Source organism: Streptomyces cyaneus (assembly GCF_004028635.1).
In the GTDB taxonomy this organism is placed as follows: domain Bacteria; phylum Actinomycetota; class Actinomycetes; order Streptomycetales; family Streptomycetaceae; genus Streptomyces; species Streptomyces cyaneus.
Map to the genome: position 1 here is coordinate 904,465 of NZ_RQJW01000003.1, position 13,970 is coordinate 918,434.

Annotated in this window: 11 protein-coding genes; 5 read left to right on the forward strand and 6 right to left on the reverse strand. The window is 71.7% G+C overall.

The annotated features are described in order from the left end of the window. Positions 1–7 precede the first annotated feature (7 nt). On the reverse strand, positions 8–1,246 hold the full coding sequence (locus EHO50_RS12985) for a geranylgeranyl reductase family protein (RefSeq protein WP_128430044.1): 1,239 nt from the start codon (positions 1,244–1,246) through the stop codon (positions 8–10). A 133-nt stretch (positions 1,247–1,379) separates the two neighbouring features. On the opposite strand from EHO50_RS12985, the gene EHO50_RS12990 reads away from it, so the two are divergent. Then, complete coding sequence (locus EHO50_RS12990; protein ID WP_128430045.1) at positions 1,380–2,735, forward strand: dipeptidase; 1,356 nt, start codon at positions 1,380–1,382, stop codon at positions 2,733–2,735. A 25-nt stretch (positions 2,736–2,760) separates the two neighbouring features. After that, a complete protein-coding gene (locus tag EHO50_RS12995; RefSeq protein WP_128430046.1) occupies positions 2,761–3,819 on the forward strand; it encodes a serine/threonine-protein kinase in 1,059 nt (352 codons plus the stop codon). Here EHO50_RS12995 and EHO50_RS13000 read toward each other — a convergent pair. The 3 genes from EHO50_RS13000 to EHO50_RS13010 all read right to left on the reverse strand — a co-directional run bounded on the left by EHO50_RS13000 (position 3,789) and on the right by EHO50_RS13010 (position 6,335). Further along, complete coding sequence (locus tag EHO50_RS13000; protein ID WP_128430047.1) at positions 3,789–4,829, reverse strand: NUDIX hydrolase; 1,041 nt, start codon at positions 4,827–4,829, stop codon at positions 3,789–3,791. The genes EHO50_RS12995 and EHO50_RS13000 overlap by 31 nt on opposite strands. A 146-nt stretch (positions 4,830–4,975) precedes the next feature. Further along, the gene (locus EHO50_RS13005; protein WP_128430048.1) at positions 4,976–5,296 is read right to left on the reverse strand and encodes a hypothetical protein; all 321 of its coding nucleotides are present in this window, start codon (positions 5,294–5,296) and stop codon (positions 4,976–4,978) included. 31 nt (positions 5,297–5,327) lie between these two features. Then, positions 5,328–6,335: a TIGR01777 family oxidoreductase gene (locus tag EHO50_RS13010; protein ID WP_128430049.1), complete on the reverse strand. Its 1,008-nt coding sequence runs from the start codon at positions 6,333–6,335 to the stop codon at positions 5,328–5,330. A 179-nt stretch (positions 6,336–6,514) separates the two neighbouring features. On the opposite strand from EHO50_RS13010, the gene EHO50_RS13015 reads away from it, so the two are divergent. Further along, entirely contained in the window at positions 6,515–8,554 is a 2,040-nt protein-coding gene (locus tag EHO50_RS13015) for an NPCBM/NEW2 domain-containing protein (RefSeq protein WP_181449609.1), read from the forward strand. Positions 8,555–8,867: 313 nt separating this feature from the next. On the opposite strand, the gene EHO50_RS13020 is transcribed toward EHO50_RS13015, so the two are convergent. Further along, positions 8,868–9,821, reverse strand: coding sequence for an ROK family protein (locus tag EHO50_RS13020; RefSeq protein ID WP_128430050.1), 954 nt, complete (start codon positions 9,819–9,821; stop codon positions 8,868–8,870). 169 nt (positions 9,822–9,990) lie between these two features. On the opposite strand from EHO50_RS13020, the gene EHO50_RS13025 reads away from it, so the two are divergent. Further along, on the forward strand, positions 9,991–11,097 hold the full coding sequence (locus EHO50_RS13025) for a LacI family DNA-binding transcriptional regulator (protein WP_181449610.1): 1,107 nt from the start codon (positions 9,991–9,993) through the stop codon (positions 11,095–11,097). A gap of 7 nt (positions 11,098–11,104) precedes the next feature. Beyond that, on the forward strand, positions 11,105–11,899 hold the full coding sequence (locus EHO50_RS13030; protein ID WP_128430051.1) for a hypothetical protein: 795 nt from the start codon (positions 11,105–11,107) through the stop codon (positions 11,897–11,899). On the opposite strand, the gene EHO50_RS13035 is transcribed toward EHO50_RS13030, so the two are convergent. After that, the gene (locus tag EHO50_RS13035; RefSeq protein WP_128430052.1) at positions 11,845–13,953 is read right to left on the reverse strand and encodes a serine/threonine-protein kinase; all 2,109 of its coding nucleotides are present in this window, start codon (positions 13,951–13,953) and stop codon (positions 11,845–11,847) included. The genes EHO50_RS13030 and EHO50_RS13035 overlap by 55 nt on opposite strands. Between the last annotated feature and the right edge of the window lie 17 nt (positions 13,954–13,970).

Sequence of the window (13,970 nt, forward strand, 5' to 3'; positions counted from 1 at the left end):
GTCGCCGTCAAGAAGTGGCTTCGTCGCCGGTCGGCGCCTGGCGGCGGTCCAGCGCGGTCAGGGCGCGCTGGGCCATGGGATGGGTGCGCACGATCTCGCCCAGCGACGTCGAGCCGCGGGTGATGTCCATGAACGCCTTCCAGGCCGGCCGGAAACCGGTGATCGCCGCGTGGAAGAGGCCGGGACGGCGCTCGAACACCATCAGCAGCCGCTTGCCGATGCTCATCTCGACGCCGAGGCCCGCCTTGACCGCGAAGGCATAGTTCAGGGCCTGGCGCCGGGTGTCCACCGCGTCGTGCGCCTCGGCGATCCGTACCGCCCACTCCCCCGCGAGCCGCCCCGACCGCAGCGCGAACGAGATCCCCTCGCGCGTCCACGGCTCCAGCAGGCCCGCCGCGTCACCGCACACCAGCACGCGCCCGCGCGACAGCGGCGAGTCGTCGGCACGGCAGCGTGTCAAGTGGCCGGAGGAGATGCTCGGTTCGAACCCGGCGAGCCCGAGCCGCCCGATGAACTCCTCCAAGTACCGCTTGGTGGCGGCGCCTTCGCCGCGCGCCGAGATCACACCCACCGTGAGTGTGTCGCCCTTGGGGAACACCCAGCCGTAGCTGCCGGGAATCGGCCCCCAGTCGATGAGGACCCGCCCCTTCCAGTCCTCGGCGACCGTCTCCGGCACCGGGATCTCCGCCTCCAGGCCGAGATCCACCTGGTCGAGCTTCACCCCGACGTGTGCTCCTATCCGGCTGGCGCTGCCGTCCGCGCCGACGACGGCCCGCGCGAGCAGCGTCTCGCCGCCCTGCAGGACGACGGCGACGCTGCGCCGGTCCGGCACCGCCGAGCCGTGCTGCTCGACGCGCTGCACGGTGACACCCGTACGCAGCTCGGCGCCCGCCTTCTGCGCGTGCTCCACGAGTTGCTGGTCGAACTCGGGCCGGTTGATCAGCCCGAACAGCATCTGCTTGGAGCGGCGGGTGCGGGTGAAACGGCCGTTGTTCGAGAACGTGACCGCGTGCACCCGGTCCCGGAAGGGCAGCTCGAAGCCGGGCGGGAGCGAGTCGCGCGAGGGACCGATGATGCCGCCGCCGCACGTCTTGTAGCGCGGCAGCTCCGCTTTCTCCAGCAACAGCACGCGCCGCCCGGCGACCGCTGCCGCATAGGCTGCCGAAGCGCCCGCGGGTCCCGCGCCCACCACGACGACGTCCCACACCTGCCGCACGTCGTCCGCCGAAGAGTTCTCGCTGCTCACGATGGTCTACTGCTCCCGATCAAGCCGCCTACGCCTGCTGTCCCCCGCATCCTACGGCGGGCATCGTCGCAGGCTGCTGTGGGAGGATCACAGCACTCATACGTACAACGTCGCACCCACAAGGAGCGTGCCCATGTCGTCGAATCCGGTCGCCGAGACCGTCGCCTCGCTCATGCCCAGGGCGAAGGCGGAACTCACCGAGCTGGTGGCATTCAAATCGGTGGCGGACTTCGACCAGTTCCCGAAGAGCGAGAGCGAGGGCGCCGCCCGCTGGGTCGCCGACGCGCTCACCGCGGAGGGCTTCGAGGACGTGGCCCTGCTGGACACCCCCGACGGCACCCAGTCGGTGTACGGGTATCTGCCCGGCCCCGAGGGCGCGAAGACGGTTCTGCTGTACGCCCACTACGACGTGCAGCCCCCGCTGGACGAGGCCGCCTGGAGCACCCCGCCCTTCGAGCTGACCGAGCGCGACGGCCGCTGGTACGGGCGCGGGTCCGCCGACTGCAAGGGCGGCCTGATCATGCACCTGCTGGCGCTGCGCGCGCTCAAGGCGAACGGCGGCGTGCCGGTGCATGTGAAGGTGATCGCCGAGGGTTCGGAGGAAATGGGCACGGGCGGCCTGGAGCGGTACGCCGAGCAGCACCCCGACCTGCTGGCGGCCGACACCATCGTGATCGGCGACGCGGGCAACTTCCGGGTCGGCCTGCCGACGGTCACCTCGACCCTGCGCGGCATGACCCTCGTCCGCGTACAGATCGACACGCTCGAAGGCAACCTGCACTCCGGCCAGTTCGGCGGGGCCGCGCCCGACGCGCTCGGCGCGCTGATCCGCGTACTGGACTCGCTGCGCGCCGAGGACGGATCGACGACGGTGGACGGGCTGACCGGCGAGTCGTCGTGGCAGGGGCTGCAGTACGAGGAGGAGCAGTTCCGCCGGGACGCCAAGGTCCTGGACGACGTCCAGCTGATCGGCTCCGGCACGGTCGCCGACCGTATCTGGGCGCGCCCCGCCGTCACGGTCCTCGGCATCGACTGCCCGCCGGTCGTCGGCGCCACCCCGTCCGTGCAGGCGAGCGCGCGTGCGCTGATCAGCCTGCGGGTGCCGCCGGGCGTGGACGCTGCCCAGGCGACCAAGCTGCTCCAGGCCCACCTGGAGACGCACACGCCGTGGGGTGCCCGGGTGCGCACCGAGCAGATAGGCCAGGGCCAGGCGTTCCGCGCCGACACGAGCAGCCCGGCGTACCAGGCGATGGCGGACGCGATGGCGGTGGCGTACCCGGGTCAGGAGATGCAGTACGCCGGCCAGGGCGGCTCGATCCCGCTGTGCAACACCCTCGCCGCCCTCTACCCGCACGCGGAGATCCTCCTCATCGGCCTGAGCGAGCCGGAGGCCCAGATCCACGCCGTGAACGAGAGCGTGTCGCCCGAGGAACTGGAGCGCCTGTCGGTCGCCGAGGCCCTGTTCCTGCGCAACTACTCGGCGGGGTGAGGGACTTCGGGCTGAAGATGGGTCAGTGACCCGCACCGAACGCCTCACCGCCCACACCGACATCGCCACGTCCCTGGCACTGCTCTCCGACCACGCACTCGTGGACCTCGTGGAGTCGGGCGCACCGCTCGGCACCGGGATCGGCGGACGGTCGACGCTGATCGAGATGGACGGCAGACGGGTGTTCGTGAAGCGAGTCCCCCTCACCGACGTCGAGTTGCGGCCGGAGAACGTCCGCTCCACGGCGAACCTCCTCGGCCTGCCTGCCTGCTTCCACTACGGCATCGGCAGTCCGGGGTTCGGTGCCTGGCGGGAGCTCGCCGTGCACACGATGACCACGAACTGGGTGCTGGCCGGCCGGTTCGAAGGGTTCCCGCTGACGCACCACTGGCGGGTCCTGCCCGACGCGCCTCAGCCACTCCCGGAACCACTGGCCGACGTGGAGCGGGCCGTCGCCTACTGGGGCGGCAGCCCGCAGGTGCGCGACCGCATCGAGCAGCTGCGGACGGCGTCCACGAGCCTGGCGCTGTTCCTGGAGTACGTGCCCCACACCCTGCACGACTGGTTCGGCGCCCAGCTGCGCACCGACGGCGCCGAGGCCGCGTGCGCTTGGGTGGAGCAGCGACTCAGGGCCACTACGGACTTCCTCCACGGGCGCGAACTCCTGCATTTCGACGCCCACTTCGACAACATCCTCACCGACGGGCAGCAGCTCTACCTCGCCGACTACGGCCTCGCGCTGTCGGCCCGCTTCCGGCTCACGCCTCAGGAGCGCGAGTTCTTCGACCGGCACCGCCTCTACGACCGCTGTTACACCGCCACCCGCCTCGTCAACTGGCTGGCCACCGCGCTGTACGGGTACGGCCTGGAGGAGCGCGAGACCTTCGTGCGGGACTGCGCCGACGGCATGCGGCCCGAGGGAATCCCACGGGCCGCCGCCGACATCATCGTCCAGTACGCGCCCCTCGCCGCCGCCGTGGGTGACTTCAGCCGACGGCTGGTGCACGAGAGCAGACTGACTCCGTACCCGCACGACGAACTGCGCGCCGTGGTTCAGGACACGGGAATCCCGGCCTCCAGATAGAGCGCCGCCCCACGTTCCCGCGCCCGAAGCGCCCAGCGCAGTCGCTCAAAACGCACCGGCGGCAGCAGATCGGCGGCCTCGTCCTCGGTGACGAAGCGCCACTCGCGCAGCTCGGGCCCCGGCAGCAGGAGTCGTTCGGCCTCCGCCGAGTCGAGGCGGCCGCCGTCGAAGAGGAGCCGCAGACCTCCGTATCCGGGGGGCAAGGGCCGCTCCCAGTCGATGACGAGCAGCCGCGGTACGTCGTCCAGCCGTATCCCCGTCTCCTCGGCGACCTCGCGTATGCCCGCCCGCGCGGGGGCCTCACCCCGCTCGACGACACCGCCGGGAAACTCCCAGCCCGCCTTGTAGGTGGGGTCGACGAGCAGCACCCGGTCCTGCTCGTCGAAGAGGAGGACGCCCGAGGCGACGGTCTCGGCGGTGGGCTCGGGCGTCTGCACGATGTCGCAGACGGGGACCGTACCGCTGCCGACGGCCTCGGCGATCCGGGCGGCGGTCTCGTACGGAGTCAGACCACCGTTGTCGACGGGATACGCGTCGGCGGTGAGCCAGGAAGCGAGTGCGGCGCGATACGGCTCTATGTGGTCGTACGACCACTGCCGGATCCGTATCTCGCCGTCGGGCAGGTCGAGCGGGATGTCCCGCTCGGCTATCCGCTCCCGCAGGATCGTTTCCGCCGGGGCGAGGAGCACATGCTGGACGGTGATGCGGCGGGCGGCGAGGCCGCCGAAGATCTCGTCGCGGTACTCCTGGCGCAGCAGCGTCATCGGAACCACGAGGGTCCCGCCGAGCTCGGCGAGCAGCGCGGCCGCCGTGTCGATCACGAGACGTCGCCAGATCGGCAGGTCCTGGAAGTCACCGACCTCGGTGAGGTGTTTGGGCGGAAGCAGGTGGGTCAGTGCTCCGCCGATGACCTCGGGGTCGAAGAGCGTGCTGTTCGGGATCAGCTCGATCAGTTCGCGGGCGGTGGTGGTCTTCCCCGCACCGAACGCGCCGTTGATCCAGACGATCACGTTTCCCCCTCTTCTGTTGGCCCCCTGTGGCTTGCCCGCTCCACCCTGCCACGGAAACCAGCTCCCGTAGAGAGCGCATGACGACGGCGCCGACACCCGCTCGGATGCGGGGGTACGGCGCCGTGTGAAGGGGTCGGTCGTGCTCGTCAGCGCTTCTTTCCGTGCGGGGCGTTGTTCACGGCCCGGTCCGTTTCGCGGTTGATGGCCTTGCCGACGGTGTCCAGGGCCCGGTCCACGCTGATCCCGGCGACCTTGGTCTGACCGCTCGTGGGGAGGCCGCCGAGCTTGCTCTGACCACCCATGTCCAGGCCGGCGGCCTTCATCTGACCGCCGGTGTCGGGCAGCCCGGCGGCCGGGGACCCGGTGCCGGAGTTACCCGAGGACTCGGCCGAATGGGACGGCGTGACCGCCGCGACGACGAATCCGGTGGCCAGGGAGGCGATGGCAAGCATGCTGCGCTTCTTCATGGCCGGTTCAACTGTGAAACGGACCGTGGAGTCACGCCCCGCCTCCGGACAATCGGGACAGCGCGGGAGCCTCGGGGCCGCTCCGCCGCCGGTCGACCCGGCGCAGCCGCACACGCTGCGCGAGATCGTCGGCCGCTTCCGGCCATCGGGCATAGTCGAAGGTGAACCCCTCGTCGAGCAGCCGGCCGGGGACGACACGGCGGCTTTTGAGCAGGAGCTCGGTGTCGGAGCGCAGCGCGAACGCGCCGAGTTCCGCCATCCATTTCGTGGCGGGCAGGCCCAGCGGGGCGCCCCACGAGGAGCGCAGCGCCCGCATGAACGCCCGCTGCGGCAGCGGTTCGGGGGCCGCGAGGTTCACCGGGCCGGTGAGATCCTCCCGGTCGACCAGGAAGTCGACCGCGCGGACGAAGTCGCGGTCGTGGATCCAGGAGACGTACTGCGCACCGCCCGCGACGGGGCCGCCGAGGCCCAGCCGCGTCAGCCCCAGCAGGACGTCGAACACGCCGCCGCGGTCGGGGCTCATCACCATGGCGGAGCGCAGGGCGACCTTCCGGGTGTGCGGCGTGTCGGCCTCCTCCTGTGCCCGCTCCCAGGCCCTGGCGATCCGCACGCTGTAGCCCCAGTAGTCCGGCACGTCGGGCTCGCTGCCTCCGATGACCCCCGTCCCCTCGTCGTTGGGCGCGTCGAAGCGGTGGGCGTAGATGGTGGCCGTGCTCATCTGGAGCCAGACCCGGGGCGGCCGGGCGGCGTGCGCGATCGCCTCGCCCACGACCTGGGTGGAGTGCACCCGCGAATCCATCATGGCCTGGAGATTGGGTGCGGTGTAGCGGCAGCTGACGCTGCGGCCGGCCAGGTTGATCACGATGTCGCTGCCGTCGATCTCCTCGACCCACGGGCCCCACGTCTCGCCGTCCCACTGAACCTCGCCGTCGCGCGTAGGCCGCCTGGTCAGGACGACGACCTCGTGGCCCGCACGGCTCAGGGCGCGGTTCAGGATCGCGCCCACCTGCCCGGTTCCCCCGGGAATCACTATCTTCATCGGCTCCCCCTCGGGTGTGGGAGCGAGCCTAGCGCACACTTGAACATGTTCAAAAGCGTGCCGCGGCATGGGTTCAAGTACAGACCACCTTCCAACAGACTCCAACAGGTTCTACCGTGAGCCCCACATGACGCGCACATGTCGCCATATCGCTCTCGCAGGTACGGAGGAACGTAACGATGCGTCACCTTCACACCCGCACAACCCGCACAGCCCGCATAACCCGCATAACCCGCAGGAGACTGGTCGGAGCACTCGTCGCGGGGCTACTGTGCGCCTCGGCACTCGCTGCCCCCGCGGCCATCGCCGCGCCCGTCGCACCGGCCCTGGACGACGGTCTGGCCCTCACCCCGCCCATGGGCTTCAACAACTGGAACTCCACCCACTGCCGTGCCGAGTTCAACGAGTCCATGGTCAAGGGCATCGCGGACATCTTCGTCGAGAAGGGCCTCAAGGACGCCGGATACCAGTACGTCAACCTCGACGACTGCTGGGCCCTGCCCTCCAGGGACGCGAACGGAAAGCTCGTGCCCGACCCGGTGCGCTTCCCGAACGGGATCAAGGCGGTCGCGGACTACGTCCACGCCAAGGGCCTCAAGTTCGGCATCTACACCAGCGCGGGCACGAAGACCTGCAACAGCGCCGGTTTCCCGGGCTCGCTCGGCCATGAGTACAGCGACGCCCAGCAGTTCGCGGACTGGGGCGTGGACTACCTCAAGTACGACAACTGCAACAACCAGGGCGTGGACGCCAAGCTGCGCTACACGACCATGCGCGACGCGCTCAAGGCCACCGGCCGGCCCATCGTGTACAGCATCTGCGAATGGGGCGAGAACAAGCCCTGGGAATGGGCGGCCGACGTCGGCCATCTGTGGCGCACGACCGGTGACATCAGCGACAACTGGGGCTCGATGCTGTCGATCCTGAAGCGGAACCTGCCGCTCGCGCAGTACGCCGGCCCCGGCCGCTGGAACGACCCCGACATGCTGGAAGTCGGCAACGGCGGCATGACGGCCACCGAGTACCGCTCGCACTTCTCGATGTGGGCGATCATGGCCGCCCCGCTCCTCATCGGCTCCGACCTTCGCTCGGCTTCCGAAGAGACCTTGGACATCCTCGGCAACCGCGAGGTCATCGCGGTCGACCAGGACCCGCTGGGCAGACAGGGCACGGTGGTCTCCTCGGCGGGCGGGCGCTGGATCGTCGCCAAGGAGATGCGGGACGGCAGCCGCGCGGTCGCCCTCTTCAACGAGTCCGGCACCGCCCAGCGCATCACCACGACCGCCGCAGCGGTCGGCCTGCCCGCCGCCGACGCGTACACCTTGCGCGACCTGTGGCAGCACCGGAGCTACAACACCGCGGGCACCATCTCCGCGACCGTCCCCGCCCACGGCACGTTCCTCGTACGCGTCTTCGCCGACTCCAAGTGGGCCGAGCACCCGCCTGCCCTCGAACTCGGCCTGGGCGGCAGCCCGTTGGTCGAGCCGGGCGGCTCGGCCGATCTGACGTCGACGGTCACCGACCTCGGGCGTACGACGGCCAAGCGCGTGTCCGTGGCGCTGACCGGCCCCGCGGGGTGGTCCGTCAGGGCGACGTCACCGACCAACTCGCCCGCACTGCCGACGGGCAGCTCGTTGCGCACGAAATGGGCGGTCACCGCGCCGGAGGGGACCCCCACCGGGTCGTACGACCTCACCCTCAAGGCGAGTTACCGCTCACCGACCGGCGTCCGCGTCGACAGTGCACTGCCAGTGACCGCGACCGTGGTGGCGCCGCCGCCCTCGGGGACGTCCGGGCTCGGCGGCCTTCCGTGGCTGTCGGCCACCAACGGATGGGGGCCCGTCGAGCGCGACACCAGCAACGGCGAGAGTGCCGCGGGCGACGGGCATCCGATCACCATCGGCGGCGCGACGTACGGCAAGGGACTCGGTGTCCACGCCGAGAGCACCGTCGATTACTACACCGGCGGCGCGTGCGAAACGGTCACGGCGGAGGTCGGTGTCGACGACGAGGAGGGCACGGGCGGCACCGTCGCCTTCGAGATCTGGGCCGACGGCACCAGAGCCGCCTCCACCGGCGTCCTCACCAACGCGATGCCGGCCCAGCCGCTCACGGCCGACGTGACCGGCGCCGAGGTGGTCCGGCTCGTGGTGACCGACGGCGGCGACGGCATCGACTCGGACCACGCGGACTGGGCGCAGGCGCGGGTGAGCTGCTGACCGGCAGTTCAATGGGCCGCTGTGGCGGATGAGTTGCTGCGGCGGATGAGTTGCTGAGTGCCGCAGCTGGTCAGCCGAGGTGGAGGCCGGCGTAATGACACGCGGCCCACTCGGCTCAGCTCAGCTCGACCGCCTCGACCCGCACCCGCCGCCAGCCACGAGCCACCAGCCCCTGCGGTCGCTCGGCTCCCAGCTCCCAGCCTTCAGCGGCCCACCCGATCCGATGCGCAACCTCCTGGTCGGCGGGGCCCAGCCGCCCCCACTCCCGCTCCCACTCCTACCGAGTGAACGTTCCTGCCAGACCCGCGCGCCCTCACACCCCCGCCGCAGCCGCGTCCGCCTTCCCCGCGAGGGCGGCCGCGGCGGCGCCCACCAGCCCGGCGTCCGTTCCCATCTGGGCCGGCGTGATCGTCAGGCGCTGGACGAAGGACAGGGTGGCGTAGTCGTGGAGCGCCTTGCGGAGCGGTGTGAAGAGGACGTCGCCCGCCTTGCCCACTCCCCCGCCGATCACGGCGATGTCGATCTCGACCAGGGTCGCGGTGGCCGCGATCCCGGCGGCCAGGGCCTGTGCGGCGCGTTCGAAGGAGGCCACGGCGACCGGGTCACCGTCGCGCGCGGCGGCGGCCACCGCGGCGGCGGACGTGTCGCCGTCCGGGCCGGGCCGCCAGCCGTTCTCCAGTGCCCGCCGGGCGATGTTCGGGCCGCTGGCGATGCGCTCCACACAGCCCCGTGAACCGCACGGGCACGGGTCGCCGTCCAGGTCGACGCTGATGTGGCCGATGTGGCCGGCGTTACCGGTCGGGCCGGGGTGCAGTCGGCCGTTCAGCACCAGGCCGCCGCCGACGCCGGTGGAGACGACCATGCAGAGCGCGTTGTCGTGCCCCCGGGCCGCTCCCTGCCAGTGCTCGGCCGCCGTGATGGCCACGCCGTCGCCGATCAGCTCCACGGGCAGGCCGCCGGCCGCTTCCCGGACCCGCCGGACCAGCGGAAAGTCGCGCCAGCCGGGCACGTTCACCGGACTCACCGTGCCCGCGGAGGCATCCACCGGTCCCGCGCTGCCGATACCGAGGGCCGTGGCGCGGCCCCACAGCGGCGATGCGGTGAGCTCGCCGACGACCTCCTCGACGGCCCGCATCACCGTCTCGCCGTCCTCCCGCGCCGGCGTCGCGCGCTGGGCCCGGACCGCGATCGTGCCGTGGCCGTCCACCAGCGCTCCGGCGATCTTGGTGCCGCCGATGTCGAGCGCAGCCACGAGGTCGGTGTGCATCAGTGTCAGTTCTCCCCGTCAACCATTCGGATCTCCCCGTCAACCACGGGAAATGGGCGAGCCGGTCTCGCGGTGGGGGCGCAGGCCGGAGATTGCGGTGGACAGTGTCCCCCGGATCTGACAACGTTGTCCAGGCTCTATGCTCGACGCCACATCCTCATACAAACCCATGGACCGACGCATCCCCGTGGACGACAGGACAGGAATCCGCATCGTGCCCGAGACCATCCGCCGATCCGACCGCCCCGCAGACGGCCATCCCGGGTCCCGCTACGGCAACCGTCCGACCATGAAGGACGTCGCCGCGCGTGCCGGAGTCGGCCTGAAGACCGTCTCGCGTGTGGTGAACGGAGAGCCGGGGGTCACACCGGAGACGGAGCGCCGCGTCCAGGAGGCCATCGACGCCCTGGGCTTTCGCCGCAACGACAGCGCGCGGGTGCTGCGCAAGGGCCGTACCGCGAGCATCGGCCTGGTCCTGGAGGATCTCGCGGACCCTTTCTACGGCCCGCTCAGCCGTGCGGTCGAGGAGGTCGCCCGGGCGCACGGCGCGCTGCTCATCAACGGCTCCAGCGCCGAGGACCCGGACCGCGAGCAGGAGCTGGCCCTCGCGCTGTGCGCGCGGCGGGTGGACGGGCTGGTGATCATTCCCGCCGGTGACGACCACCGGTACCTGGAGCCCGAGCTCAAGGCGGGCGTCGCCACCGTGTTCGTCGACCGCCCCGCCGGGAAGATCGACGCCGACTGCGTCCTGTCCGACAACTACGGCGGCGCCCGCGACGGTGTCGCCCACCTCATCGCCCACGGCCACCGCCGGATCGGCTTCATCGGCGACATGCCCCGCATCCACACGGCCGCCGAGCGGCTGCGCGGCTATCGGGCCGCCATGGAGGACGCGGGCATACCGGTGGAGGACTCCTGGATGTCCCTGGGCGTCACCGACCCGGAGCGGGTGCGCCGGGCGGCCGAGGAGATGCTCACCGGCCCCTCCCCCGTCACCGCGATCTTCGCGGGCAACAACCGGGTGACGGTCACCGTGATCCGGGTCCTCGCCGAGCAGACCCGCGCCGTCGCCCTCGTCGGCTTCGACGACATCGAACTCGCCGACCTGCTGCAGCCGGGCGTCACCGTCGTCGCGCAGGACGCGGCCGCGATCGGCCGAAACGCAGCCGAGCGGCTGTTCCGGCAGCTGGACGGCACCCTCGTCACCCCGGAACGCATCGAGCTGCCGACGCGGCTGATCACCCGCGGCTCGGGCGAGCTGCCGCCGGCGGACTGAGCGGCCCGTGGAGGACCGCACACTCGAGGCGCAGGGCCTGGCCGAGGCGCCGCGCGAGCATCCCCTGCTCTACCCGGGCGCGTGGCCCGAGGAGTCCGGCCTCCTCGACGGCAATCGGCTGCTGCCCCTCGACCACCTGGTGTACGACGACCGAGCGCCGGTTCTCGCGGTCGGTTCCAACGCCTGTCCGGGCCAGCTTCGGCACAAGATGGCCGAGTTCGGGATCACGGCTCCCATCCCGATGGTGAAGGCGCGGGTGACGGGCATCGGGGTCGGCGTCTCCGCGCATGTGAGCCACATGGGATACGTGTCCGCCTCCCCCTTCGAGGCACCGGCCGACGTACGGGAGTTGTTCCTCACCTGGCTCGATGCCCAGCAGCTCGCGGTGATCGACGCGAGTGAGGGAGTGCCCCTGCCGAACGGCAACTACCGCCGCGCCTGGCTGGCCGCGCCCGAGGTCCGGATCCTCCTGGCGGACGGCACGGCACTCCCGGGTGCCTTCATGTACGTAAACCGCCACGGGGTGCTGCACAACGGGAACGGCGCGCCTCGCACCCACCCGGGTCAACGGGCCCTGCTCACCGAACTTCTCGGGGCGTCGGCCCGTTTGAGAGAGCTGTTCGGTGCAACTCCCGAGGAGTTCGTCGCGCACGCACGTACCGACGCGCTGTTGTGCGCGCGAGGCACCCGGCTGTTGGCGGAGGAGAAGCTGGTGACGGCCTCCGGCCTGGAGAAGTACGTACGGGTTCAGCAGACCGGGAGTCCGGGCACCGGCTCGTCGTTGTTGCCGCCCTCGATGTAGACGTCGCTGACGAAGACGCCGGTGTTGCCGCTGTCGTCGTCCGTCTTGGCCCACCAGACGTTGGTCCACTCGCCGTATGTCTCGCGGCGGCCCAGATTCTGCTGGCAGTAGAAGTAGTTGGTGCCCTGGTTGAGGGTGCCGACCTTGGTGCCGGAGGCGGTGTAGGAGTCCGCAGTCCTCCAGACCTGGCAGTTGTACTTGCCGCCGCCGATGGAGGAGCAGGACGCGGTCGGTGTGGTGCTGCCCCCGCCCGTGCTGCCGCCGCCACCCGTGGTGCCTGCGCCGCCCGTGGTCCCGCCGCCACCCGTCGTACCGCCGTCGCCGGAACCGCCGCCCGTGGTACCGCCGTTGGTGCCGCCGCCCGAGCCCTTCGTCGGGGACGAGGTAGTGGGCTGATCGGTGGGCTCGGCCTCCGTCGTGCGGCTCGGGGACTTGGACGCGGCGGGGTTCTTCTCGTCGTCCTTGTCGGTGAGACCGGACGCGCCCGACCGATCGGCGTCGGGGCTGCCGCTCGCCGGTGCGGACGCGCCCCCGGAGGTGGCGGACGACGTGGCCTGCGCCTCGGCCTTGGTGTCGCCCTTGTTGTTCAGCAGGGCGACCGCGCCCCCGGCTGCCGCGAGGACGACGGTCACGGCGACGGCGGCGAGCAGGGCCCGGCCCTTGCGTCGGCTCGGGGTGGCCGAGGACGTGGCCATGGGGCCGGTGGCGTCCGGACCCTGCGGCGACGCGGTGGGGCTGCCGAAGGCGTGCGGGGCGGACGGCGTCGGCGTGCTGCCGTACGGCGATGCGGCCGGCTGCCCCGGGGTGCCGTGTCCGTGTGCGGCCGAGCCGGGATGGCCGACGGCGCCGAAGCCCTGTGCCGGCGGCGCGCCTTGCCCAGGAGTCGCGGTGCCGTGCGGTCCTTGCGCACCCTGTCCGGCAGTCCCGAAGCGCGGGGCCCCCGGCAGGTCCGACGCGGGCACGCCCTGACCCGGCGTGTCCAAGCCCTGAGCGGGCGCACCCTGTCCCTGGCCCCCGTACGGCTGCCCGGCGGGCTCTGTCGTCCCCGGTGCTCCGAATCCCGGCCCGTTCGGACCTGCCGCCTCCGGTGGCCCGCCAACCAGCGGCACCGACGGAGCACTGAGTTCCGTGTCCTCCCGTGCGGGCCCGGCGTCGCCCGTCGGCCCCCGCAGCGCGGCCGTCTGTGAGTCGGTGTCGGCCGACTCCGCCACCGCCTGGAGGAGTGCCCGCGCCGCGTCGGCCTCGGGGCGGGCCTCGGGTCGTTTGTCCAGCAGCCGCTGCAGGACGGGGCCGAGCGGCCCGGCGCGGCGGGGCTCCGGCAGCGGTTCGGAGACGATGGCGGTGAGGGTGGAGAACGTCGACGTACGGCGGAACGGCGCGGAGCCCTCGACGGCCGCGTACAGCGTGGCGCCCAGGGCCCATACGTCGGAGGAGGGGCCCGGTTCGACGCCTTGGGCGCGCTCGGGGGCCAGGTAGTCGAGGGAACCGACGAGTGCACCGGTGCGGGTGAGGTTGGTGGCCTCGCCGTCGCCCGGGTCGTCCATCGCGGCGATGCCGAAGTCGGTCAGGACCACTCGGCCGGAACGCTCGAGCAGGATGTTGCCCGGCTTCACGTCACGGTGCAGGACGCCGACCGCGTGGGCGGCTGCCAGCGCCTCCATGACCTTGGCGCCGATGCCGGCCGCCTCGCGTGGGTCGAGGGGACCGCGCTCGCGCAGCACGTCGTCCAGCGACGGGCCGTCGACCAGCTCCATGACGATCAGCGGGCGTCCGTCGACCTCGGCGACGTCGTGCACCGCCACGACGCCGGGGTGCCGCACCCGGGCCGCCGCACGGGCCTCGCGCTGCATGCGCAGCCGCAGATCCGCGAGCTCGGGGCCGCCGGCATCGGTGTAGGTGCGCAGCTCCTTGACGGCGACCTCGCGGCCGAGGACCTCGTCGAGGGCCCGCCAGACCACACCCATGCCGCCACGCCCGAGCTGCGCCACGACGCGATAGCGCCCGGCCAGCAGCCGACCGGCCTCGTCCGTCTGTCCGTACTCCCCCGAAGACACCGCTGCCCCGTTCCTGT